Source organism: Pseudomonas sp. FME51, assembly GCF_014897305.1.
This window is the reverse complement of record NZ_JABUYN010000001.1, coordinates 612816-638239: the sequence shown is the minus strand read 5'-3', so window position 1 is coordinate 638239 and position 25424 is coordinate 612816. Positions and strand designations below refer to the sequence as shown.

Here is a 25424-nt window from a genome sequence, read left to right as displayed (position 1 = left end):
GTATTATAAATAGCATAACGGTGTCTATACTTGTCAGCCAAATAAATTAAGATCACTTTTAATATAATGGGTAAATCTTAAGGATATGGTAGGTATTTATTTAATTAAGTAATTAAAACAGAAATAAGTGGTGTATTTAACATGTCATAAATACGTAGTTTACTTATTATGTTAATCAGCAAGGACGTTGAATTAAGCTATCAGATAAATGCATTCATTTATTGAATATCAAATATATTAGCCAGTTATCGTAAAAAAGTGGCTTTGTTCTGTATCTGTAGCAATTAAGGATAAAACAAATAAAAAGGGGTAAAAGTGAGTGTTGATGTCAGAAAGTACACACTGATAGGACTAATCATTGTATTAGCTATTCTTTCATTTATTGCATGGAGGTGGGTATTTCCCCAGCCTCAATTCGCTCATGTCGTTTCAGCTACGCCGATTAAATCGACAGTTTTTGTAACAGAAGAGTATTGCCATAGAATCGGTTTACCCACGCCTTTTACACCAGAAAAATTATCACGATTTCATCCCGCGGAACAAGAATGTCGCGTGTTTTATATGATTGAAGCGCTCAATAATAGCAATATTGCAAATTTCCCTTACCCTCAATTCAAAGAGTGTATTCCGATTTATCGTCAAGAGCGCAGAATTGTTGGTTATGATGTGCTTTATACAATTGATGGAACACCGGGCAAAGTACGCACCACATTTAAACCGGGTGAAGTGATTGCTTTAGATGCGGATGGTCGGTTGATTTTAGAACAAGAACCTTATTGTTCTATGAATGAAAAAATTCCTTGTCGTAAAGATTAACTCTAGCAATATAAAAAAGGCGTAATGAAGAAGTAAAATCACACTTCAGTTACGCCTTTTTGTTGTGCTAAATAACCACTAAAGTATGGTTATTTAGCCTTATGATCATCAAAAGCAGTTAGCATATCATCAATAAAAGTGAGTCGTTTTTCTCGATCAATCAAATCAATGACGAACTTCAATTTTGATGGACCATCTAAGCGAAAAATAGCAGGTTGTTCTTGAAGTAAGCTAATTAAGTAGCTTGGATCAACCTTATTTTTCTCACCAAACTCAATAAATCCACCTTTATCATGCGCTTCAATACGAGTGATACCTAGGTTCATCGCATTTAAGCGAATGGCGGCATTACGCAGTAAATAACGGCCTGCATCAGGCAACTTACCAAATCTATCAATTAATTCAGCTCTTAAATCATTAAGTTCATTTAAATCAATGGCACTCGCAATTCGTTTATAGAATGAGAGTCTAACATTTACATCAGGAATATAATCATCAGGTAACAAGACTGGCATTCTTAATTCAATTTCAGTTTGCTGGTTTGTGAGATCTTCAAGTGATGGCTCTCTGCCTTCTTTGAGCGCCTCTACTGCGCTTTCTAGCAATTCCATATAAAGTGAAAAACCCACGGTATTCATTTGACCACTTTGTTCTTCACCTAATAGCTCTCCTGCACCTCGAATTTCTAAGTCGTGAGTGGCTAATGCAAAACCTGCACCCAGATCTTCAAGTGAAGCGATAGCCTCTAAACGCTTATGAGCATCTTTTGTCATCGCTTTAGGATGTGGTGTTAGTAAATAAGCATAAGCTTGGTGATGCGAACGTCCCACACGACCTCGTAATTGGTGTAATTGAGCTAAACCAAAGTGATCGGCACGCTCAATAATAATGGTATTTGCACTGGGAATATCAATCCCTGTTTCGATAATAGTTGTGCAAAGAAGGACATTAAAACGCTGATGATGAAAATCATTCATTACACGTTCAAGGTCACGTTCACGCATTTGCCCATGCCCAATTCCAATACGAGCTTCAGGAACGAGAGTAGCCAGTCTTTCACGGGCTTTTTCAATATTTTCAACATCGTTATACAAGTAATAAACTTGTCCGCCACGCAGAGTTTCACGCAAGATGGCTTCACGAACCACTAAATCATCGTATTCACGCACGAAGGTTTTGACGGATAAGCGCCGCGCAGGAGGGGTAGCAATAATGGAAAGATCGCGCATACCACTCATTGCCATATTTAGCGTACGTGGGATAGGGGTAGCTGTTAGTGTTAAAATATCCACATTAGCACGCATCGCTTTAATACGCTCTTTATGCCGAACGCCAAAACGGTGTTCTTCATCGACAATTAATAACCCTAAATCTTTCCATTGAATACTCGGCTGAAGTAGCTTATGTGTACCAATGACAATATCAACCGTACCTTCTGCCAGTTTTTCTGTGATGAGTTGCTGTTCTTTTGCACTACGAAACCGTGAGATCATCTCAATATTAACGGGCCAATTGGCAAAACGATCACGGAAATTATCAAAATGTTGCTGAGCCAGCAGGGTGGTTGGGACTAAAATGGCAACTTGCTTATTATTGTTCACTGCGAGGAATGCAGCACGCATTGCCACTTCAGTTTTACCAAAACCCACGTCACCGCAGACTAATCTGTCCATTGAAATGGCTTGGCACATATCACTTAATACGGCATTGATTGCCGTTTCTTGATCTGGTGTGGTTTCAAAAGGAAAACTTTGACGGAAAGCGTGGTACTGCTCTTTATCCATTTTAAAGGCAAAGCCCGTTTTTACTTCACGTTGAGCATATACATCTAACAGTTCAGCAGCGACATCACGGACTTTTTCGGCGGCTTTTTGGCGAGCTCTTACCCAGGCATCACCCCCTAATTTATGTAATGGGGCATTGTCGTCAGCACCACCTGAATAACGACTGATTAAATGAAGTGAGGAAACAGGAACATAAAGTTTGTCATTACCTGCGTAACTCAACATTAGGTATTCTGCTTTCACACCGCCTGCTTCTAAGGTTGTCATACCTTGATAGCGACCAACGCCATGCTGAAGATGCACAACAGGTTGTCCAATGCTTAATTCAGCAAGGTTACGGATTAAGGTATCAGTATTAATGGCTCGGCGATTATCTTGGCGGCGGCGATTGACACGTTCACCCAACATGTCGCTTTCACAGATCATCGCCAATTGACGATGGCTATCAATAAAACCATGTTCAGCAGCGCCAATGATAAAGTAAAAACCTTTCTTTTTAGCATCAGATAATTCAATGATCTGTTTAGGTGCTATTTTTATTCGTGATAAAAGCTCTTGTACAGTTTCGCGTCGGCCTTCACTTTCAACAGAGAAAATAACACTGCCTGAAAATTGCTCTTGGAATCGGCGTAAGTTATCTAAAGGTGACTTGCTTTGAGCATTAATCGATAAATCAGGAAGTGGTTGATAACCTAAATTAGTTTGACCTGCTTTTTCTGGCAATGTTTCAGTTTTAAGTTGAATACGAGGCCACTGTTTAAGCTCTTTATTAAAAGTATCAACATTGAGCCAAATATCATCAGGGGGAAGTAAAGGACGCATTGGGTCAACGCGACGGCTTTCAAAACGCTGATTGATGTCTTGCCAAAATTTATCGGCACAATCTTGTAGATCTTGCGTAATGATCAGGGAGTTTTTAGGAAAATAAGCAAATAAATGAGATAAAGGTTGTTCAAAAAACAGTGATTGCCAATATTCAATTCCTGTGGGCAAAATGTGTTTGCTGACTTGTTGATAAATATGTTCAGGATCACGCCTTACATCAAAGCGCTCTCGCCACTGGCTACGAAAGAGTTCAATAGCATTAGCATCAGTGGGAAATTCATGGGCAGGCAATAAATTGATTTGATCAACTTCTATTAATGTTCGTTGTGTATCAACATCAAAAGTACGTAAGCTATCAATCTCATCATCAAAAAAATCAATACGATAAGGAAATTCACTTCCCATAGGAAATAAATCAAGCAATGCGCCTCGTGTGGCATATTCACCATGTTCTAATACTTGCTCTACATGGCGATATCCCGCTTCATCTAATGTTTTACGCAAATTATCACGAGAAAGTACCTCTCCTTTCTGCATTACCAGCGCATGACCTGCGAGATAATCTGTAGGGCAGACTTTCTGCATTAACGTATTGACGGGTAAGATTAAAATTCCCTTGAGAAGTGATGGGATACGGTATAGCGTAGAAAGGCGGTTTGAGATAATTTCTTGATGAGGTGAAAAACTGTCATAAGGCAGTGTTTCCCAATCCGATAATGTCTCTACTGGATAATCACAAAACTGACGGATTTCATCTTGTAAACGTAATGCATTTTGCATGTCACGAGTAACAAGAACGACTAATCCAGAATGACGTTTGATGATCTCGGCACATTCTAGAGCACAAGCGGCACCCGTCAGTTGACCTAGCTGGCGAGTATCCCCTTGTTTTACAGGAAGTTGATAACGATATTCTGAGGACATAAGCGTGTAATGTGAACTCTTTGTTGTAGTTAACTCCCAACACATCTTCAGCGTAATCGCTAAAGCTTAAACTGGCGGGCAGGTTAAGATAAAAGAAAAACCACAGTTTGGGAATAGAGTGGTTCCATTCAGTAAGACTACCCTTTATTATCCCTGAACACTTCGCATTAGCAACAGGAACAGCACAGATTTCATGTACAATTCTGTCTCATTTTATATAGGGCTCCGTTATATGCGGGGTCGTGCGATCGATAAGTTCGGTCGTTTCGTCTCATGGCTATCTGCTTTAGGGATAATGTTAGGTGTAGCGGCACTGATCACAGTGACTTCTGTCATGAATGGCTTTGAACGCTCACTACAAGAAAGTATTCTTGCTTATATCCCACAAGCAATAGTGACATCACCTAACGGGCAATTACCCCGACAATCTACTATAGCTGAAAATCTATTGACGCGAGAAGGTATCATAAATGTTGTACCTTTAGTCGAAGGTGATGTTGTTTTGCAAAGTAAAGATAACATCAGTGTGGGTGTTATGTTAGGTGTGGAAAAAGCACAAGATGAACCATTAACGAAACATATTCGTTATGGGGATTTTTCCATGCTTAAAGCGGGTGAATATGGTGTGATTTTGGGAAGTGGTTTAGCCAAACAACTCAAGGCGAAAGAAGGCGATAATATCCGCCTTATTGTGCCCAGTGTAAGCCAATTGACGCCGATGGGAAGATTACCCAGCCAACGATTATTTACGGTTAAAGGTGTTTTCCAAAGTGGTGGCGATGCAGACGCCTCTCAAATTTTAGTCAATCAACAAGATGCGGCGCGTTTAATGCGTTATCAACCAGGTAATATAACAGGATGGCGTCTTTTCTTTTCTGATCCCCTCAATATTGATAAATACAGTGCCCAGCCTTTAGCCAACAATTTAAGCTGGAAAGACTGGCGCGAGCGTAAAGGTGAATTTTTCCAAGCCGTTAAAATGGAAAAAAATATGATGGGGTTATTATTAAGCTTAATTATTGCTGTAGCAGCGTTTAATATTATTACCTCGCTTTCATTGTTGGTTATGGAAAAGCAAGGAGAAGTTGCTATTTTGCAAACAATGGGCTTAAAGCGTTCTCAGATTATGTCTATCTTTATGTTACAAGGCGCAGGTGCGGGTATGCTAGGTGCGGTTGCTGGTGGGCTTTTAGGGGCTCTGCTATCAAGCCAATTAAACATCATTATGCCCGCAGTGGGACTTATTCCGCAAGGTGTGGAATTACCTGCAACCCTTGAATGGGGAAGAGTATTTATGATTGGCTTTGCCGCCATTGTTATTTCCCTTTTATCGACTTTATACCCGTCTTGGCGGGCCGCGACTATTCAGCCAGCAGAGGCGCTACGTTATGAGTAATTTTTCTTTTAAACAACCAATGGCATCAGAAAAACAAATGCAAATTGACAAAGATTGTTTATTGGATTGTCACTCCCTTTGTAAACAATACCAAGATGGTTCAATTTCAACTCAGGTACTGAAATCAGTTTCTTTTAAGATGGGGAAAGGTGATTTTTTAGCAATTGTAGGAAGTTCAGGATCAGGTAAAAGTACTTTATTGCATTTATTGGGTGGCTTAGATTCTCCAACATCAGGTGAAGTTTTTTTTAGAGGACAATCACTGAATAAACTCTCCTCTTCAGAAAAAGCTGATTTACGGAATACACAATTGGGCTTTATTTATCAATTTCACCACTTATTACCTGATTTTACCGCACTTGAAAATGTGGCAATGCCATTGATGATTGGGGGCGTTAGTGTCGCAACAGCGAAAGAGAAAGCGATGTCTTTACTTGAAGCGGTTGGGTTAAAAGAGCGTGCTCACCATCGTCCTTCAGAGCTTTCTGGAGGGGAAAGACAACGTGTTGCAATAGCAAGGGCATTGGTTAACGACCCTGCATTAGTGCTTGCTGATGAACCTACTGGTAATCTTGATCAGAAAAATGCAGAAGGAATTTTTGAGCTATTAATTAAGTTAAATAAAGAGAAGCAAACGGCTTTTCTGGTCGTTACGCATGATTTGTCACTGGCGGCACGTTTTCAGCGACAACTTGAAATGAAAGATGGTCAATTAGAGCCACAAAACGTGATTTCAGGAGTGAAATAATGGCGCAATTGCCACTTACTTTAGTGACCGCTTTACGTTTTTCAAGAGGACGAAAACGTGCGGGAATGGTTTCGCTAATCTCTGTTATTTCCACATTGGGCATTATGCTTGGTGTTGCTGTGCTCATTATTGGCTTAAGTGCCATGAATGGATTTGAACGTGAATTAAAAAACCGTATTTTATCTGTCGTACCTCATGGTCAAATTTATTCGGTAGAACAGCCTTTTGTACAATGGCAATCCGCATTACCTCGTATCGAAAATACATCCGGTGTTGTGGCGGCTGCCCCTTATATCTTATTAACAGGGTTGCTAGAGAAAGGCACAGATCTAAAAGCGGTACAAGTAATGGGTGTTTCACCTGAAAAACAGGGTGATATCAGTTTATTACCTCGATATGTGCAAAATAATGCATGGCAAAATTTTAATGCGGGTAAGCAACAAATTATTATTGGGCAAGGTGTTGCTGAGGCATTAAAGATTAAACAGGGCGATTGGTTAACGGTATTAATCCCCAATAATGATGATCCAACTAAGCTATTACAACCGAAACGTATTCGTCTACAAGTCAGTGGTATATTTAAATTGAGTGGAATGCTCGATCATCAATTAGCGTTGATTCCTTTAGCGGATGCTCAACAATATATGGATTATGGGCAAGGTATTACGGGAATTGAAGTCAAAACAGTTGATCCTTTTTTAGCTAATGAAATTATTCATAGCGCAGGTTTAAACAGTAAAGAATATGTTTATGCAAAAAGCTGGATAAGTGACTATGGCTATATGTATAGCGATATCCAGATGATCCGTAGCATTATGTATTTATCCATGATCTTAGTGATTGGTGTGGCCTGTTTTAATATTGTTTCAACGTTGATTATGGCAGTGCGAGATAAAAGCAGTGATATTGCTATTTTACGTACATTAGGGGCACGAGATAGCCATATACGTAATATCTTTTTATGGTACGGCTTATTGTCAGGTATGATTGGGTGTATTGCAGGCGTTATTTTTGGTGTCTTAGTGGCTTATAATTTAACACCTTTAGTTTCTGTTATTGAGTCATTAACAGGGCATAGTGTGTTATCTGGCGATGTCTATTTCGTTGATTTTCTACCTTCAGAAGTACATTTGATAGATGTTTTCTCTGTATTTATTACCACTGTGATCTTAAGCCTGATAGCAAGTTGGTATCCTGCTCGTCGAGCCACTAAACTAGATCCTGCAAGAATTTTAAGTGGACAATAAGTTTATTGACATACAAAAAAGAAAAAACACTTAAAATAGAGAAATCAAAAACGCGGTATTTAAACTTGAAAACCAAGGATTGTAATGATGAAACTTAAACTTCGTCATCGTCGGCTTAGGAAGTTTCGTAAGATTAAAAGTTTACGCAGACAACATTCACGTTGTCGTTATTTTCATTTAACCGATAAAACGGAACATGAAATGAATTTACCCAAAGTTGTCGTATTAACAGGGGCGGGTATTTCTGCTGAATCAGGAATTAAAACATTCCGTTCAGAAGATGGATTATGGGAAGAGCATCGCGTTGAAGATGTTGCAACACCTGAAGGTTATCAACGCAATCCCCAGTTAGTTCAGCAATTTTATAATGAACGCCGTCGCCAATTGCAACAACCTTCAATTCAACCCAATGCTGCGCATTATGCATTAGCGAAACTTGAGCAATATCTCGGTAAAGAAAATTTTCTATTAGTAACTCAAAATATTGATAACTTACATGAAAAAGCAGGTAATCAGCATATTTTGCATATGCATGGTGAGTTACTCAAAGTACGTTGCCCTCAATCTCGTCAAGTTTTTGAATGGAAAGGTGACTTAGAAACAACCGATCACTGTCATTGTTGTCAATTTCCCTCACCATTACGTCCACATATTGTCTGGTTTGGTGAAATGCCAATAGGTATGGAAGAGATTTATCGTGCATTAGCGGAAGCTGATATATTTATCTCTATTGGGACTTCTGGCAATGTATATCCCGCTGCGGGTTTTGTGCATGAAGCTAGATTAACAGGTGCACATACTGTTGAGCTCAATCTTGAGCCAAGTTTGGTTGAAAGCCAGTTTGAAGAAAAACATTATGGACCAGCCAGTCAGGTTGTTGATGAATATGTTCATAAATTGTTTGAATTAATTAATGATCCTAAAGCTGATTTGACGCAATAATTATTTTATAGAGTTCCCTATTATTGTTCTTAGAGAGATCTTAGGGGGCAAAATGGATAAATTATTAGAACGTTTTTTTGAATATATTAATTTTGATACACAATCGAAACCATCTTCAAAAATGTCGCCAAGTAGTGATGGCCAGCTAAAACTTGCAAAGGCATTGGCTCATGAATTAAAAAAACTGGGTTTTACTGATGTAACACTCAGTGACAAAGGATGTGTAATGGCAAGTTTACCATCCAATGTTTCTTGGCCAGTGCCTGTGATTGGCTTTATTTCGCATCTTGATACATCGCCTGATTTTTCAGGTAAGCATGTAAAACCACAAGTACTTGAAGATTATCGCGGTGGTGATATTGCATTAGGTATTGGTGATGAAGTGTTGTCACCCGTCATGTTCCCAATCTTACATTCTATGATTGGTAAAACATTAATTACCACAGACGGAAAAACACTGCTGGGTGCTGATGATAAAGCGGGTATTGCTGAAATTATTACTGCAATGGTGCGGTTAAAAGAAACGAATCGACCACATGGTGAAATTCGCATAGCGTTCACTCCGGATGAAGAAATTGGTCGTGGTGCGCACTATGTTGATTTAGATGCATTTGGTGCTAGCTGGGCTTATACCGTTGATGGTGGTGGTGTAGGTGAACTGGAGTATGAAAACTTCAATGCTGCATCCGTGAATATCAAAATTGTTGGTAATAATGTTCATCCTGGCAGTGCAAAAGGGGTAATGGTAAACGCATTAGGGTTAGCTTCTCGTATTCATCAAGAATTACCTGTTGATGAAACACCAGAAAATACTGATGGTTATGAAGGTTTCTACCACTTGCAAACAATTAAAGGTACGGTAGAAAGAGCGGAGATGCATTATATTATCCGCGATTTTAATCGTAACTTATTTGAAAAACGCAAACAGAATATGATTGCGATTGCTGAAAAAGTAGGTAAAGGATTACACCCAGATTGTTATATTGAGCTGACTATTGATGATAGCTATTACAATATGCATGATAAAGTTGTTCAATTTCCACACATTATTGAAATTGCGAAACAAGCAATGATTGATTGTGATATTGAGCCTAATATCAAGCCTATTCGTGGTGGTACAGATGGTGCTCAGCTTTCTTACCGTGGTTTACCTTGCCCTAATATTTTTACAGGTGGCTATAATTTCCATGGTAAACACGAATTTATCTCTTTAGAAGGAATGGAAGCTGCGGTGAGTGTCATTATGCGTATCGCTGAAATTACCGCTGAAAGAGAAAAGGCAAAAGTCATTAGCTAATTAATGACAGCGTGCTAAATAAGAAAAAATAATAGTCGATATATATCGACTATTATTTTTTTAGTATGATGACATCCGTGATATTTTTTTATTTACGATCTTTGTAATCTTGCTCAACAGAAGATTTCCAGTCTTCATTTAATTCTTTACCTTCAATTTTAGATTGAACAGCTTTATTTACAGATTCATAAGCATTTTCATAACCTTTCGCATCTTGAATATATTGAGTTGAGTTAGAGGGTTTTATGCCAATACTTTCAGCTGCACTGATTGCATCAATATTGGCACCTAAAAAGATAAACTCCCAACCTTTCTCTTTTTCTGCTGAGTTAATTAATGATTTTACCTTTTCGAGCGAGTATTCGTGGCTACTGTTTTCTTCACCATCAGTAATAATAACCATCATTACATTTTTATAAGGCGAATTGGGTTTATTTCCTTCTGTAATGGCACTGCCTACAGCATCTAATAAGGCTGTATTACCACTGGCAAAATACTCTTTTGAGGTTAATGCTTTGACTTTATTAATATCAACGCGATTATGTAATTTCGACGCATTGCTATCAAATAAAATAGTGGTGATATAGACTTTTTCAGGTCGATCCTTATTTTCTGCTAAAATAGTATTAAATCCCCCAATAGTATCTTTTTCATACCCTTGCATCGAGCCACTTTTATCTAGTACAAAAATAATATCCGTTTGTGTTGGTGGTGCTTTCATTTCTGATGTTTCAACTGTTTTTGCAAATACAGCAGTGGGTAAAACAAAGGCAACAATTAAAAAAATAATTTTTTTCATAGCCAGCTCCATTGTTGAAAAAAGGTCATGCTGTAAAATCTGATTTTATCTTAGGGGAGATTGGTAAAATAAAATAGGGGAAATGGCTGAAAAATAATTTGAAATAAATCGAGTGGAGTTACTTAAGCTAAAATAGAGTTATTTCATAATAATAAGAATATTAATTATGAGTTTTTCAAACTTAAAATATACGCTATTTTATTGTAATAGATTGATAAATTAGAGTAAGTTAATTTCATCTATAATTATTGTAAAATGATAATATAAGGATGGTAGAATGGATGCGACATCGGGGAAGTTAGTGAATCCCATAATTGAAAAACAAATTAATATAAGTAACAAAAAAGAGAATATCATTAGTAATGAAAGTAAAACTTTAATTCAAAGGTCTGAAAAACAATCGTTCATTATTATTTCTAGTTATTTATTTATTACTTTTGTAGTTTTATTCTCTTTGTTTACTTCAAACAGCAAGCACACTTTATTACTCTTTTTCTTACAAAGTGCCTTTTTTATTGCAATTCCTTTTTTCTTTCATAATACAAGAGTGCTTTTAAAAGAAGCCGTTAGTTATTTAATACGTTAGAAAAGGGCATGATAGATATATACTGACTAAAAATAAATTTATAATAAAAAGCCCTATTATTAATATGATAGGGCTTTATAATTTAAAGTTATTGGTTATTAATCTTCAAAGTACCAATAACCTTGGTTGATCAACTGTGTTAATAGACGAACAAATTTTGGATCAGATAATGCATCGCCCAAATGTTGTTTATCAATATAATCATATTGGCAAAGCGCATCTGCAGCTTCTATGTGGTTAGTATCTATTAATTCACCATTAACAAAACAGTTATCACCAACACGAAGAGCTCGAATACCATTTAAACGATGAAGTTGTTCACCTTGTTGCAGTAAATCATAAATCTCTGCGTTTTCATATAAAGGTTCTGGAACTGCAAGATCAAGTTCATGACGAGATTGAGAAATAAATTCACCAAACCAATGACGAAATACTTCTGGTTGAGCAAGTAAATCCTCCATCATGTCATGAAGTTTATTTAACTCTTGATGTTGTACTAATGCAGAATTTTCACGCAGTGTTAAATCAGGATCGCTATAACGGTAGCTACCTAAATCATTTGCTAATACATAGTCAGCAAAACCACTGAAAAGTTCACGTGCATTAGGTGCTCTGAAGCCTATTGAATAGTTCAGCGATTCTTCAATTGCATAGCCTTCATGTGGGAATCCAGGTGGGATATAAAGAATATCACCCGGCTCTAATTCTTCATCAATAATGGCATCAAAAGGGTCAACTTGAAGTAAGTCAGGGTGAGGGCAGTGTTGTTTCATCGGAATTTTTTCACCCACACGCCAATGACGACGACCTTGTCCTTGAATAATAAAGACATCGTATTGATCAAGGTGTGGGCCTACACCACCACCAGGAACAGAATAAGAGATCATTAAATCATCAATGCGCCAATCGGGTAATACACGAAATGGTTTCATTAATGCCGCACTAGGAAAATGCCAGTGATCGACGGCTTGTACGAGTAAAGACCAGTCTTTATCACCAAGGCCTTCAAAGTGCTCAAAAGGCCCGTGTTTGACTCCCCATTGTCCGTCTTGACAGCTAACAAGACGGCTATCTACTTCATCTTCCATTGCAAGACCAGCAAGTTCGTCAGGAGATAAAGGATCAACAAAACGTGAGAAGCCGTTTTTAATTAATAAAGGGCGCTTTTGCCAATGGCTTTCGAGAAATGATTGCCAATCTAAATTAAGTTTATAGTCCATTGTGTATATCCTGAATTCGGGAAGCCTAAAATCATAATATAATGAATTCTAACTTCCTGCTAAACATTCCTTTGAGCAATGTGAGTAACCACGAGTAACGCTATCATAACTGAACAGATATCATACGTAATGTCGTGTATTAAGCGGGGAATTTAAAAGAAAACAGTTTTTTTTCAATAAATAAGGCTATTCGCGCTCAGTGGTGAGTTGTTGTTCAGCAAAAATGGCGGTAATACGAGCACCACCTAGAGGGCTATCTGTAATGCTAATCTCACCACTATATTGTTCAATAATATCAACCGCAATAGATAAGCCTAAACCTTGTCCCGGACGCAGAGTATCTGCTCTTGTTCCTCGTTGGAAAATAGCCTCTCTTTTTTCAAGGCTGACACCTGGGCCATCATCATCAATAATAATCGTTACACTATTTTCATTATTGCTAACATTGATTTCAACAAATTCTAAGCAGTATTTACAAGCATTATCAAGAATGTTCCCCATCACTTCCATAAAGTCATTCTTTTCACCTAACCACATGATTTCAGGAGAGACGTTTAACGTTAAATCAACACCTTTTGACTGATAAACCTTGCTTAATGCACTACAAAGATTATCCAATAATCCTGATAATGAATGGAGTTTACGTGTGGTAATATCATGATCACCATGAATGGATGCTCGATGTAAATAATATCCTACTTGTTGTGAGATTCGCTCAATTTGATCAAGCATAATCGGTTCTGCTTGTTCTATCGTCATCTGCTTACCTGAACGTAAAGAGCGTAATGTTGATTGCAACACAGCAAGGGGGGTTTTTAAACTATGGGTAAGATCAGATAAACTCGTGCGATATTTGTTATAACGGCTTCGTTCATTGCGTAATAACACATTTAAATTACGGACGACACCTTTTAATTCTGTTGGCGGATTTTCATCCAAATCATTACGTGTGCCTTTTTCTAATGCACTGATTTGTTCGATCACTTGTTTTATTGGCCTTAAGCTCCAGTGTGCAGCAAGCCAAATTAAAGGTACAACTAAAAATAAATTTGCAAGAATAATATATAAAAACCAGTCCCAAACCTGACTGACTTTTTGCATACGTTGAGGAATAGGGTCAATAACAGCGATTGCCATATAAGGCATATTATCAGCCGCAGGATAATGGTTTATGACGACAGAGTGAGTTAAAAATTCATTACTTGAATATTCTTCAAGTCGTTTAAGATAAACACGATATTGAGGTAACTGTTGTAACATTAAACGAGTTGTTCTTACATCAACTGAAATTTCAAATAAGCCCTCCTCATGGCGCCACTTATGTTTAATGCTATCTGGAATGGCGTTAGGTAAATCTGAAGGTGTCCATAATACATTACCTTTATCATCAAAAATGACCACCAATGAAGTATTATTGTTATTGAGATTCGTGGGGAACTCGATGCTCAGCTTTTCTTTATTCCACTGAGCTAAGCTGTAATAAAGGTTACTTTGACTCCTCATCAACATGAAGGTTGTTTTATCAACGCTCACAATGGAACCAACAATTGCCACTAGCCCATAAGAGAGCGTGAGTGCCAAGATAATGGCACTAGTCGCAAGTAAAAATCGTGTTCGTAATGAAAAAGGAGAGCGCTGTTTTTTTTGCATACTAAGGTTTCATACTAAGGTTTCATATCAAGTCGGTAGCCTTGCCCGCGCACTGTTACCACAACATCGTCTGGGTATTTTTCTAAGATTTTTTTACGTAATCGCCCCATTAGTACGTCAATAGTATGGCTTTCTTTTAGTTCGGCATCAGGATATAACTGACGCATTAATGCATCTTTGCTAACCACTTTATTTTGATTGCGCATTAATGTTTCTAATATAGTGTATTCAAATGCAGTCAATTTGATTTGCTCACCTGAAATCATGAACTCTTTCCGTGATAAATCCAACTCAAAAGGAGCAATCGAGAGAGTTTGTGAAGCAATTCCCATGTTTCTTCGCATTAATGCCTGAATACGCGCAACAATTTCCTCAAAATGAAAGGGTTTTGTCACATAATCATCCGCCCCCGCATTTAAGGCGGAAACTTTTTCTTGCCAACTTTCACGCGCTGTTAAGACCATTATTGGTAGCGTAATATTATTTTCTCTCCATCTACGGATCAGGCTAATACCATCTTCATCAGGTAACCCTAAGTCCACAATGGCAACATCAGGTGTACCTTGTGTAATAAAACTATCTGCTTCTTTGGCATCTTCTGCGGCATCAACTTGATGGCCTGCATCTCGAAATTGCACAGATAGGTGATGGCGAAGTAAGATATTGTCTTCAATAATTAAGATCCGCATTATTCCACCTTGAGTACAATCGGTAAAAATATACCGTTGTAAAATAAATATAGGAAATGATAGTCAATCTATCAGATAAAAATATGAGGTTATCATAGACAATCTATCACCTAAAAAACACTGTAGCCTGTAAAGTGTTTAGGTTGTAGATAGCTTTCTTTGTTTTTTGTGATAAAAAAAGGCAGAAATTATCTGCCTTTTGAAACTAATTAATTAGTTTAATTTGTCAACAAGCTGAGTTGCGAAACCAATATAGCTTTCAGGTTTCATTGCTTTTAAGCGTATTTTTTCGTTTTCTGGTAATTCTAAACCATCAATGAAAATAGCCATATCTTGTTCGGTGATACGTTTACCACGTGTTAATTCTTTCAGTTTTTCATAAGGTTTCTCAATACCATAACGACGCATTACCGTTTGAATTGGTTCAGCTAATACTTCCCAATTACAGTCTAGCTCTTCACGGAGATGTTTTTCATTTACTTCAAGCTTATTTAAGCCTTTCATTGTTGATTGGTAAGCAATGAGCGCATACCCCATACCTACACCTAAATTACGCAGCACTGTCGAGTCTGTTAAGTCACGTTGCCAGCGAGAAAGGGGTAACTTACTAGACAGATGCCCCATTACCGCATTGGCTAACCCTAGGTTGCCTTCAGAGTTTTCAAAGTCAATTGGGTTCACTTTATGTGGCATGGTTGATGAACCAATTTCACCTGCAATTGTTTTTTGTTTGAAGTGGTTCAGTGCCACATAGCCCCAAATATCACGATCGAAATCGATCAAAATAGTATTGAATCGGCTAATACAATCAAAAAGTTCTGCAATATAATCATGGGGTTCAATTTGAGTAGTGTATGGATTCCATGTAATACCTAATGAAGTCACAAATTCTTCACTAAATTGATGCCAGTTTATTTCAGGATAAGCCGCTAAATGTGCATTATAGTTACCGACAGCACCATTGATTTTACCTAAGATTTCAACTTGGGTAAGTTGACGATATTGGCGCTCCATACGATAAGCCACGTTAGCGAACTCTTTACCAACCGTTGAAGGTGTCGCGGGTTGACCATGCGTACGTGAAAGCAGTGGTAACTCACGGTATTCTTGCGCCATTTTACTAATTGTATCAATAAGTTCACGCCATGCAGGTAGCAGGATCTCTTGGCGGGCTGTTTCTAGCATAATGGCATGAGACAGATTATTAATATCTTCAGAAGTACAAGCAAAGTGAATAAATTCAGAAACCTGATGTAAAGCAGGGATGGTCGCCACTTTTTCTTTTAAGAAATATTCTACAGCTTTTACGTCGTGGTTAGTGGTGCGTTCGATAGTTTTAATACGTGCAGCATCTTCTTCATTGAAGTTAGCGACAATCGCATCAAGGTAATCGTTTGCGTTTTTTTCAAAGGCGGGAACTTCTTTAATGTCGGCGCAAGATGCCAGCTTTTGCAGCCAGCGAACTTCTACCTGTACACGGAATTTCAGAAGACCGAATTCACTAAAAATAGAACGTAACGACGAAGTTTTACTACCGTAACGACCGTCAATCGGTGAAATCGCTGTCAGCGAAGATAATTCCATTGTTGGCAACTCCCAGGTTGAATTAAAGTATTAACATTGAGCGAGAAAATCATCAGCTTGTCGTAGGATAGTCTTTTGATGCAATAAAAAGTCAAAACGACGACCACCCACTTGACGCCAGAGCACAGCACTACGAATACCTGTCAGTAACAATGCTCTCACTTTAGCTTGAATAATAGGGTTTTTTAGCAGTTCAATAGAGCCATGAACCTGAATACGAGGGCCAACAGGACTTACGGCATCAACATAAACACCAGCAAGGGCATTAAATACTCCCTCAGACATAGGCTCAAAATAGCTTTTTTGACGCTCTAATTGAGAAATTTTTTGTGATAAACGCGAGCTATAATCATCATTTCGACCGATTAAGCGTTCTAAGTTAATTAAACCTTGCTGATAGGTCATCAACTCAAGCGTTAATTTTTCTCGTCTCACTGCTTGATGAATGGCTTTTAATGTCTGAAACCCTAACTTTAGATGGCTGATTTGATTACCATAAACATCTAGTGTTGAAGTTGGATTGATATTAAAAATACTGTTAACCATGACTTCAACATCATTCTCGTTCGCATTGCCTTGGTAAGCAATTTGTTGAACAAGACGACTTGCTTGGCAGATGCCTGCCAGAGCAAGGGTTATATCACGAAAATCTTTAGCCACGTCTACTCCTGAATACGAGTTTCAATAATACCGCCACCTAAACAGACTTCGCCTTGATAAAAGACGGCTGATTGCCCCGGTGTTACAGCGGCAACAGGATAATCAAAGCGGACTTCAATTTTATCTTCACCTAATGGCGTTACTGTACACGCAATATCAGGTTGGCGATATCGTGTTTTAACAGTGCAGCGAAACGCCTCAGTGATTGGCTCTCTTGATACCCAATGTAACTGTTGAGCAATTAAACCCACAGACATTAGTCTTGGATGCTCATGACCTTGGGCTACAACAAGAATGTTGTTCTCAAGTTCTTTATCAACGACATACCATGGATCATCACCGCCATCTTTTGTTCCACCAATACCCAAACCTTTACGTTGGCCTAATGTGTGGTACATCAGTCCTTGATGTTCACCAATAGTTTCACCATCAACGGTGACGATTGGACCCGGTTTAGCGGGAAGGTAGCGCGATAAGAAATCGGTAAATTTGCGTTCACCAATAAAACAAATACCGGTTGAGTCTTTTTTCTTTGCTGTTGCTAAATCAAGTTTTTCAGCAATTTTTCTCACTTCAGGTTTTTCCATTTCCCCAACAGGGAAAAGGCTTTGTGCGATTTGCTCATGGCTTAATGTGTATAAGAAATAGCTCTGGTCTTTATTATTATCGACACCACGAAGTAATTGGCTTTTGCCATTGATATCACGACGGCGAACATAATGGCCTGTTGCGATATAATCAGCACCCAAATCTTCTGCTGCATATTCCAAAAATGCTTTAAATTTTATTTCTTTATTGCATAGAATATCAGGGTTAGGAGTACGACCTGCTTTATATTCAGATAAAAAATGCTCAAAAACATTATCCCAATATTCAGCAGCAAAATTGATGGTATGAAGTTCGATACCAAGCTTATCGCACACAGCTTGCGCATCGGCAAGATCAGTAGAGGCTGAGCAATATTCTGTATCGTCGTCTTCTTCCCAGTTCTTCATAAACAGACCAATGACCTGATATCCCTGTTCCTTAAGAAGATAGGCTGAGACGGATGAATCTACGCCACCGGACATTCCTACGATGACTTTTTTTTGGCTGTTATCTGACATGACTGGATCTCACTGCGGAAAAATAAGCGCCATACTTTACCATATCACTAGCATAGGTGCATCAAGTGTTACTCTGTTTTTGATGCTTTCTTTTTTGCTTTTCTGTCATTTAGTTAAAAGGCGCACCAAAGCTACTTAAAATAGAAAGAGGATAGCGTTCGCCTTGTTGATAACATAACAGGCTTTCTCTCACTAAAGGCGACCTTAATTGTTGGCTTTGGATAATGTCATCTGCGCTAAGCCAGTGGCAACAATTTATATCGCTATCATGGGGCTGTGTTTCAAATTGTTCTCGTGCTTCAATGAGAAAAAGAAAACGTAAGAAAGGGGTTTTATCCGGAGCAATCCATTGATGTAATTTAAGAAAGTATTGAACTGGGAGTGTTAATCCCGTTTCTTCCCATAATTCACGCTGAGCTGCCTGAATAACGGTTTCATCTGCTTCAAGATGGCCCGCAGGCTGATTCCACGTTGCTTTTCCATTGACCGTTTCTTCAACAACCAGAAATTTATTTTTTGCATGAACAATGCACGCGACAGTGACATTGGGTTTAAACAAAATCAATCTCCTTCCATTCACCAGGTAATAGATTATCCAATGTAATATTATCTATACTAAAGCGGATCAGGCGTAACGTTGGATAACCAATATGAGCCGTCATTCGTCTAACTTGGCGGTTTTTACCTTCAAATAAGGTGATTTTTAGCCAAGATGTCGGAATAGTTTGGCGTTCTCTAATCGGGGGGGTTCTTTCCCATAACCAGTCGGGTTGTTCAGCTAATTCGACTTGTGCAGGTAATGTTTTGCCATCTTTAAGTTCTAATCCTTCCCGAAATTGTTGTAAGTCGATATTATTAGGAATGCCTTCTACTTGAGCATAGTAGATTTTCCCTGTTTTTTTACCTGGTTGTGTTAATTTCGCTTGTAATTTACCATCATTTGTTAAGACTAAAAGTCCTTCACTGTCTCTATCTAAGCGTCCTGCTGCATAAATATCACAAATAGGAATAAAATCTTTTAACGTTTTTCTACCGCTTTCATCGGTAAATTGCACTAGCACATCAAAGGGTTTATTAAAGATAACCACTTTGCGCTCACCTCTTGGGCGTACTGATTTTCTCTGTGTTGAAGGTGCATGGTGTTTTCTTGTCTTAGTCGAGTTTTTAAATTGATTTGGCATAGTTAATTTTTGTAAAAAATGGGAGATTGATTATACCTTAAAAGAGAAGCGATTGGCGTTAGCTGAATAATCAAGTAGTATTGACAGGTCTCTTACAAAAAATTAACAAAGCGTGCGCTTACATGAAAGGAGAGGTAAATGGAAAGCAAAGTAGTTGTTCCGGCTAATGGCGCTAAAATTACACTAGATGCTAAAGGTAAGCTTGTTGTTCCAAATAATCCGGTTATCCCTTATATCGAAGGGGACGGTATTGGTATCGATGTTACGCCAGCAATGTTAAAAGTTGTTGATGCAGCAGTTGAGAAAGCTTACGGCAAAGAACGTAAAATTGAGTGGATGGAAGTCTACACCGGTGAGAAATCAACGCAGGTATATGGTAAAGATGTTTGGTTACCAGAAGAAACTTTAGATCTTATCCGTGAATATCGTGTTTCTATTAAAGGTCCTCTTACTACCCCAGTTGGTGGTGGTATCCGTTCATTAAACGTTGCATTACGCCAACAACTTGACCTTTATATTTGTCTACGTCCAGTGCGTTACTATAAAGGTACGCCAAGCCCAGTAAAACAACCTGAACTGACTGATATGGTTATCTTCCGTGAGAACTCAGAAGATATCTATGCGGGTATTGAATGGAAAGCAGGCTCGGCAGAAGCCGATAAAGTGATTAAATTCCTGCAAAATGAAATGGGTGTTACCAAAATCCGCTTCCCACAAGATTGCGGTATTGGTATCAAACCTTGTTCAGAAGAAGGGACTAAGCGCTTAGTTCGTGCAGCGATTGAATACGCGATTGATAACGATCGTGATTCAGTGACTCTGGTACACAAAGGTAATATTATGAAATTTACCGAAGGTGCCTTTAAAGACTGGGGTTATGAGCTAGCACGCGAAGAGTTTGGCGGTGAATTATTGGATGGTGGTCCTTGGGTTAAAATCAAGAATCCAAAATCAGGTAAAGAGATCATCGTTAAAGACGTTATCGCTGACGCATTCTTACAACAAATCCTGTTACGCCCAGCAGAGTATGATGTTATCGCATGTATGAACCTAAATGGTGACTATATTTCTGATGCATTAGCGGCTCAAGTTGGTGGTATAGGTATCGCTCCAGGTGCAAATATTGGTGATGAGTGTGCTTTATTTGAAGCAACACACGGCACAGCACCTAAATATGCAGGCCAAGATAAAGTTAACCCAGGCTCAATTATTCTTTCCGCGGAAATGATGTTACGCCACATGGGTTGGACTGAAGCCGCTGACTTAATCATTAAAGGTATGGAAGGCGCGATTGCCGCTAAGACTGTCACTTATGATTTCGAACGTCAGTTAGAAGGCGCTAAGCTGCTGAAATGTAGCGAGTTTGGTGACGCGATTATCAAACATATGTAATTGTTGATTTTATAAATAGTTAACGGGAGCTTATTGGTTCCCGTTTATTTTTTGTACTATAAAATTCTTCCCCAAAATATCCCCAAAACTCTTCCCCAAAACTGTTCAATTAAACAGCAATAATTTGCCATTCTTTGCCTCTATCATCGTGGTATTTATCAGTCATATTTTGTGTTTTATGACCCAATAATTTTTGTGTATTAATTCCTTGCTCACGATAAAGCCGCTCGGATAAAGATCGTTGTTCATGGAAAGTTGGTGCCGTACCTTTTTCCCAAGTTAACCCACACTTATCTCGCGCTTTTTTAAATGTTGTGGTTAACGTATTTGGTGTGACTTGCTCGCCTCGTTTTGCTTGTGCGGTGGTATGCCGATAATGCACGAGATATTTACTTACAACAGCATCACGACATTGAGCAACGACATCCCGTAAGGAGAGATTGATAGCCTCACATTTTAGCGAGAGAGGGATGGCCAACTTACTGCCCGTCTTCTCTTGCTGTATATGTAACATGTCATCCCAAATATCAGAGAATTTCATTTTACAGATATCACCGATCCGCTGACCTGTGGTTAAGGCCAGCAACATGCCACATTGCAAGTAAGGAGGGTGGTTCTTAGCTTGCTGGTAAATAGTGCGCCATTCGTCCAATGTCATGCGTTCTCTTTTCACTCTGTTCCGTGGTTGTTTAGTTGCTTTCGCAGGATTGTAACCAGGCGGAACATAGCCTGCATGCTGAGCTTCTTTAAATACATCAATAAGCACCATGCGAACGACTTGAGCCATTCTTGAATGTCCTAATACTTTGATGGAATCTATTATTTCAGCGATATCTAATGCGGTTATCTCTTTTAATATTTTCGTACCACAATATTGACGGAATAAATTAATAGGTTTCATTTTTTGTCGATAAGAATTAATTTTTAATTCACCGATATCTAATCTTTCTTTTTGAATATCTAAATATTTATCCATCCATATATCGACAGATATTTCAGACTTGTTTGTCTTGATTTTTGATAACCGTTCATTAATACTTAATAACTGTCGAGTATGTTGTTCAGCAATAATTGTATTGGCCTGAATGGCAGTTTCTCTCGCTTCTTGTTCGTCAGTGCCTAAGCTATGAAATGTACCGGTGATGGGATGTTTATATTGCCAATAAATTTTGCCGTTACGTTTATCTAGCTTTCGATATAGATTAGGGATAATAATTTTATGGGTTCGTGGTCGGGCAGCCATCTGTAATTATCCTCTTAAGTCGTTCCGTTGATTTAGTAGGAATTTGGGGGAGAGACAGATAGCCCACATAACGAGCTTCTCTATCAACCATCCACTTGCGGCCAACTTTCATTGCGGGTGGTGCAATAAGGTTATTCTTTGCGTATTTTTGTAATACCGTCATGCAAGGAGAGGCATCTCCAAATTCCAACCTTGCCCACGCTTCAAGAGTCACCATTCTTGACATATTTTCTCTCCACGTTATTTATACTCAATTTAAATAAATATTAATTAGCGTAATCTGTTAAGCAGTATTTTAAATAATATGAATAGCGATATGAGGATAAGGTAATCCAATCGGTGCAAAAGGAATATCATCATCAAAGTCTATTCGGGGTTCATTATGTTTAGGAGATTGTTGTGGGCTCCATTCGTGTTGATGAGGTGATGGTTGTGATTTCTGGTTTCCTGCCTGATTGTTGTTACCTAAAATTTGCATTGAGCCATTAATATTCACTACAACTTCCGTGCTGTATCTGTCTTGTCCATTTTGATCTTGCCATTTACGTGTTTGTAATTGGCCTTCGATATAGATTTGTAAACCTTTACGCAGATATTCACCAGCGATTTCGGCAAGTTTTCCGAATATCACAACTCTATGCCATTCAACACGTTCCTTGGCTTCACCTGATTGTTTATCTTTCCATGAATCGCTGGTGGCTAATGTAATATTAGTGACCGCATCGCCATTTGGGAGATAACGCATTTCAGGATCTTGACCTAGATGTCCTACCAATAAGACTTTATTTACACCTTTACTTGCCATTACATCACCTCCAATTCTGATTTTCTGATGTTATATACTTCCTTTGCTTTTGATTGTTCAGGCGTTTTTCTGAGTAACTTCCATGTTTCACCAAATTCTTTTTTCAAAATATTGAGATCTGTAATAGCCATTGCTGAATTAGTAAAATTTTTCAATATTTGATCTGGTGTTCTCGGTACTACATTGTGAACTTCTGCATCCGCATCGATTGCTGTTTCTTCGGTTGGTATGCAAAATGTTTGGAAAGCTGCGTATTTATATGCAATAGACATGGCTTTGTTTGTGGCTTTGTCTCCGCTATCCATCGCTTCACCATAAGTCACAACCGTGTGTTTACTTCCGTCTTCAACAGAAACAAATTCAAACTCAGCTTTCACTACGACATAGAATAACAAGCCACCTCTTTGTGTTTGTCTTTCCGTGACGGTACGTTCAATGATCCGTGGAAGAATCAGCAATCCATGCTTAACTAGAGCAGGGGCAAGGGCGTTATATACCGCGTCAATTCCTCTGAACATAAATCCTTGTTGTTGGTTTACACTTCCTTTTTTAATGCCCGTTTCAGCCATTTCTCTAGCAACATTACTAATAGCTTTGTATACAGCAGTCATATTAATCCCCTAAATATTGACCTTGACGGCGATCACTTCCGTAGTAATCGACTTCAAATTTATTACTAGGTACATATGTCCTTTTTGAATCTCGTTGGGCTCGAATATGCTCAGGAAGAGGAGGGTGATTCTTGGATGCATCTAAATTCATATACCAAAGCGTCATAGCGAGTCGCTGTTCAGCTATGCTAGGCGAATTGTTAGGTATTTCTCCTTCAATAATAGCTATTGCATGAGCGAGAACTTCCTTGAAATTCCTTTTCGGAGTAGATGAACTTAGTCGAGGGTATTTATCATTTGGGTATATTTGATTATTAAAATTATTCACAAAAAATTACCTCTATCCATAGAGCCTATTCATTGGGATATTTATTTCTTTGCATACCTTTGCGTTGTATTGATGTTTTATGCTATAAGCCTGTTTTAATGTCTGATTGGCCTTATTCCATTCATGTTTATTTTTGAGAAAACGGGCGATCCTTGCTTGGCTTTGGGCTAAACAAAGTGTGTATTTATCAATGTTCATGTTTACCTCTGGATGTGCAAAACCCTCACTAATCAAGTGATAGTGATTAATATATTCTGGTGTTGGCGAAAAAAAGATTTAGACGAGAGGAAATATTTTTATTAATGTTTAACTTTGTTTACTAAGGTATTTAAAACGGCTTTTTTTAATGCCGCTTTGATCGCATTTTCTCCAATCGAATTATCTGAGAAGTCGCTTAGTAATATAGCTAACTCAGGGATTTCATCTGAAGCATTTATTTGAGTGTTTACTTCTACTCGATGTGGTTTATTTTCAATATGATTTAAAGTTAATTTGAAGTTAATAACGACAGAAGTATCTTGTTGAGTCATTTTTATTTTCCATTTATGATGTTTTGATAATTAAGATAATAAAAGTTATGGAAATATTACTCTTTAAGTAATTTTTTTAATTCTATAATTTTATCAATAAGTATATTTACCTCAGAGTCAGTAAGGATGTTACTGCTCAAAATTGAAATTTCTTTTTCAATAATTAATATTTCATCATCTATTGAGTTAGCTTTTGGTATCATTTCTAAATATATTTTTTTTACATCTTTATCCAAATCTTCAAATTCCTTTTTAAAGGATTTTATATCCGACAATGTTTTCATATATTGAGGTAATTGTTGTTTGTTAAACTCATTTGATTTGAGTAAACATTTAATATTTTTTATCTCATATTCTATTGGTCGGTTATGAGCTCGTTTCAAACTGAATGCTTCAATTGAGGAATTAAGTTTTGCTAAGTTTTCATTTAATGATTCTAATATAGATGTAGTGTGCTCTAAAACCCTATTGGCACTATTAATTATGTCGAGAATATTTTTTTTCATTATTGAACCACATCGTTAGAATAAAATAGCTTAGATTATAGTATCTCCTTCATATAAAATATGAGATGAAAGTCAATCATTCAATTAATTTGATATACTGATCATCCAATATAAGGTGGTTTCTAATTTATCTTGCAGTGACACAAAATTTGTCCTTTGATTTTTTTGTTCTAACACTCGAAAACATAACTATGTTTGGTAAACAACAGTTATCAGGTGATGATTGATACTTAGGTTCAATACTTCTAGTCACAGGAATGTGGCTTAGCGATAGTGTCTTTTCAACGCGGTTTAATTTTTTAGTTTCTAGTTGAAATATTGAGTCTAGTTGCATCTCAATATCTCTAATTGCAATGGCTTCGACTTTCCGTCTGGCATGACGTCTATTTGCAGAGTTACCACGTAAAAAGTCTGGTTTGCGTGATTTCTTCACTTTTATAGTTGCCATATATCCTCCAAACAGTTGGCTTTAGTGATTGGTGATAAAATAATGAAACACCAATCCGAAAACCTTCTGAGAAGGTTGACGCTTTATCAGCGTCGCCGTTCTGGTAG

Annotated in this window: 27 protein-coding genes; 8 read left to right on the top strand and 19 right to left on the bottom strand. The window is 37.9% G+C overall.

What is annotated here, in order from left to right:
* Positions 1-315: 315 nt before the first annotated feature.
* The gene (gene umoD, locus INT39_RS03055) at positions 316-816 is read left to right on the top strand and encodes a flagellar biogenesis regulator UmoD (protein WP_193014379.1); all 501 of its coding nucleotides are present in this window, start codon (positions 316-318) and stop codon (positions 814-816) included.
* An 89-nt stretch (positions 817-905) separates the two neighbouring features.
* Here the strand turns inward: umoD and mfd are convergent, their stop codons facing one another.
* Complete coding sequence (gene mfd / locus INT39_RS03050; protein ID WP_193014380.1) at positions 906-4349, bottom strand: transcription-repair coupling factor; 3444 nt, start codon at positions 4347-4349, stop codon at positions 906-908.
* Between the two features lie 193 nt (positions 4350-4542).
* On the opposite strand from mfd, the gene lolC reads away from it, so the two are divergent.
* The 5 genes from lolC to pepT all read left to right on the top strand — a co-directional run bounded on the left by lolC (position 4543) and on the right by pepT (position 9979).
* Positions 4543-5745, top strand: a complete 1203-nt coding sequence (lolC, locus tag INT39_RS03045; protein WP_193014381.1) for a lipoprotein-releasing ABC transporter permease subunit LolC — start codon at positions 4543-4545, stop codon at positions 5743-5745.
* 43 nt (positions 5746-5788) lie between these two features.
* The gene (lolD, locus tag INT39_RS03040; protein ID WP_319021317.1) at positions 5789-6493 is read left to right on the top strand and encodes a lipoprotein-releasing ABC transporter ATP-binding protein LolD; all 705 of its coding nucleotides are present in this window, start codon (positions 5789-5791) and stop codon (positions 6491-6493) included.
* Positions 6493-7740: a lipoprotein-releasing ABC transporter permease subunit LolE gene (lolE, locus tag INT39_RS03035; protein ID WP_193014382.1), complete on the top strand. Its 1248-nt coding sequence runs from the start codon at positions 6493-6495 to the stop codon at positions 7738-7740. Before lolD ends, lolE begins: the two co-directional genes overlap by 1 nt.
* An 87-nt stretch (positions 7741-7827) precedes the next feature.
* Positions 7828-8682: a Sir2 family NAD+-dependent deacetylase gene (gene cobB / locus INT39_RS03030; protein WP_226944479.1), complete on the top strand. Its 855-nt coding sequence runs from the start codon at positions 7828-7830 to the stop codon at positions 8680-8682.
* 52 nt (positions 8683-8734) lie between these two features.
* Positions 8735-9979 (top strand): peptidase T, encoded by a 1245-nt coding sequence (pepT, locus tag INT39_RS03025; protein ID WP_193014384.1) that lies wholly within the window; start codon positions 8735-8737, stop codon positions 9977-9979.
* A gap of 88 nt (positions 9980-10067) precedes the next feature.
* Here the strand turns inward: pepT and INT39_RS03020 are convergent, their stop codons facing one another.
* Positions 10068-10778: a vWA domain-containing protein gene (locus INT39_RS03020; RefSeq protein WP_193014385.1), complete on the bottom strand. Its 711-nt coding sequence runs from the start codon at positions 10776-10778 to the stop codon at positions 10068-10070.
* Positions 10779-11055: 277 nt separating this feature from the next.
* Between INT39_RS03020 and INT39_RS03015 the strand changes: the two genes are divergently transcribed.
* The gene (locus INT39_RS03015) at positions 11056-11364 is read left to right on the top strand and encodes a hypothetical protein (protein WP_193014386.1); all 309 of its coding nucleotides are present in this window, start codon (positions 11056-11058) and stop codon (positions 11362-11364) included.
* 98 nt (positions 11365-11462) lie between these two features.
* On the opposite strand, the gene INT39_RS03010 is transcribed toward INT39_RS03015, so the two are convergent.
* The 8 genes from INT39_RS03010 to rluE form a co-directional block, all read right to left on the bottom strand.
* A complete protein-coding gene (locus INT39_RS03010) occupies positions 11463-12584 on the bottom strand; it encodes a cupin domain-containing protein (protein ID WP_193014387.1) in 1122 nt (373 codons plus the stop codon).
* Positions 12585-12770: 186 nt separating this feature from the next.
* Positions 12771-14234, bottom strand: a complete 1464-nt coding sequence (gene phoQ / locus INT39_RS03005; protein ID WP_193014388.1) for a two-component system sensor histidine kinase PhoQ — start codon at positions 14232-14234, stop codon at positions 12771-12773.
* Positions 14235-14248: 14 nt separating this feature from the next.
* On the bottom strand, positions 14249-14923 hold the full coding sequence (gene phoP / locus INT39_RS03000; RefSeq protein WP_193014389.1) for a two-component system response regulator PhoP: 675 nt from the start codon (positions 14921-14923) through the stop codon (positions 14249-14251).
* Between the two features lie 213 nt (positions 14924-15136).
* On the bottom strand, positions 15137-16507 hold the full coding sequence (gene purB / locus INT39_RS02995) for an adenylosuccinate lyase (protein WP_193014390.1): 1371 nt from the start codon (positions 16505-16507) through the stop codon (positions 15137-15139).
* A gap of 30 nt (positions 16508-16537) precedes the next feature.
* Positions 16538-17167 (bottom strand): high frequency lysogenization protein HflD, encoded by a 630-nt coding sequence (gene hflD / locus INT39_RS02990; protein WP_193014391.1) that lies wholly within the window; start codon positions 17165-17167, stop codon positions 16538-16540.
* A 2-nt stretch (positions 17168-17169) separates the two neighbouring features.
* Positions 17170-18273, bottom strand: a complete 1104-nt coding sequence (gene mnmA, locus INT39_RS02985; RefSeq protein ID WP_193014392.1) for a tRNA 2-thiouridine(34) synthase MnmA — start codon at positions 18271-18273, stop codon at positions 17170-17172.
* A gap of 109 nt (positions 18274-18382) precedes the next feature.
* Positions 18383-18832: an NUDIX hydrolase gene (locus tag INT39_RS02980; RefSeq protein WP_193014393.1), complete on the bottom strand. Its 450-nt coding sequence runs from the start codon at positions 18830-18832 to the stop codon at positions 18383-18385.
* Positions 18825-19454, bottom strand: a complete 630-nt coding sequence (gene rluE, locus INT39_RS02975; protein ID WP_193014394.1) for a 23S rRNA pseudouridine(2457) synthase RluE — start codon at positions 19452-19454, stop codon at positions 18825-18827. The genes INT39_RS02980 and rluE overlap by 8 nt, the downstream gene beginning before the upstream one ends.
* A 138-nt stretch (positions 19455-19592) precedes the next feature.
* Between rluE and icd the strand changes: the two genes are divergently transcribed.
* Complete coding sequence (gene icd / locus INT39_RS02970) at positions 19593-20846, top strand: NADP-dependent isocitrate dehydrogenase (protein WP_006537208.1); 1254 nt, start codon at positions 19593-19595, stop codon at positions 20844-20846.
* Positions 20847-20955: 109 nt separating this feature from the next.
* Here icd and INT39_RS02965 read toward each other — a convergent pair whose 3' ends face one another.
* The 9 genes from INT39_RS02965 to INT39_RS02925 form a co-directional block, all read right to left on the bottom strand.
* Complete coding sequence (locus INT39_RS02965) at positions 20956-22089, bottom strand: site-specific integrase (protein ID WP_104836382.1); 1134 nt, start codon at positions 22087-22089, stop codon at positions 20956-20958.
* The gene (locus INT39_RS02960) at positions 22064-22315 is read right to left on the bottom strand and encodes an excisionase (protein WP_017628380.1); all 252 of its coding nucleotides are present in this window, start codon (positions 22313-22315) and stop codon (positions 22064-22066) included. The genes INT39_RS02965 and INT39_RS02960 overlap by 26 nt, the downstream gene beginning before the upstream one ends.
* A gap of 69 nt (positions 22316-22384) precedes the next feature.
* Positions 22385-22894 carry a single-stranded DNA-binding protein gene (ssb, locus tag INT39_RS02955; RefSeq protein WP_193014395.1) on the bottom strand — a complete coding sequence of 170 codons (510 nt, stop codon included), beginning with the start codon at positions 22892-22894 and terminating at the stop codon, positions 22385-22387.
* Positions 22894-23505: an ERF family protein gene (locus INT39_RS02950; RefSeq protein ID WP_193014396.1), complete on the bottom strand. Its 612-nt coding sequence runs from the start codon at positions 23503-23505 to the stop codon at positions 22894-22896. The genes ssb and INT39_RS02950 overlap by 1 nt, the downstream gene beginning before the upstream one ends.
* Position 23506: 1 nt before the next feature.
* On the bottom strand, positions 23507-23833 hold the full coding sequence (locus tag INT39_RS02945) for a hypothetical protein (RefSeq protein ID WP_193014397.1): 327 nt from the start codon (positions 23831-23833) through the stop codon (positions 23507-23509).
* 12 nt (positions 23834-23845) lie between these two features.
* The gene (locus tag INT39_RS02940) at positions 23846-24031 is read right to left on the bottom strand and encodes a host cell division inhibitory peptide Kil (RefSeq protein ID WP_161769456.1); all 186 of its coding nucleotides are present in this window, start codon (positions 24029-24031) and stop codon (positions 23846-23848) included.
* Between the two features lie 101 nt (positions 24032-24132).
* Entirely contained in the window at positions 24133-24363 is a 231-nt protein-coding gene (locus INT39_RS02935; protein WP_193014398.1) for a hypothetical protein, read from the bottom strand.
* A 56-nt stretch (positions 24364-24419) separates the two neighbouring features.
* Entirely contained in the window at positions 24420-24869 is a 450-nt protein-coding gene (locus INT39_RS02930; RefSeq protein ID WP_193014399.1) for a hypothetical protein, read from the bottom strand.
* Positions 24870-24996: 127 nt separating this feature from the next.
* Positions 24997-25317, bottom strand: a complete 321-nt coding sequence (locus INT39_RS02925; RefSeq protein ID WP_193014400.1) for a hypothetical protein — start codon at positions 25315-25317, stop codon at positions 24997-24999.
* Positions 25318-25424 lie beyond the last annotated feature (107 nt).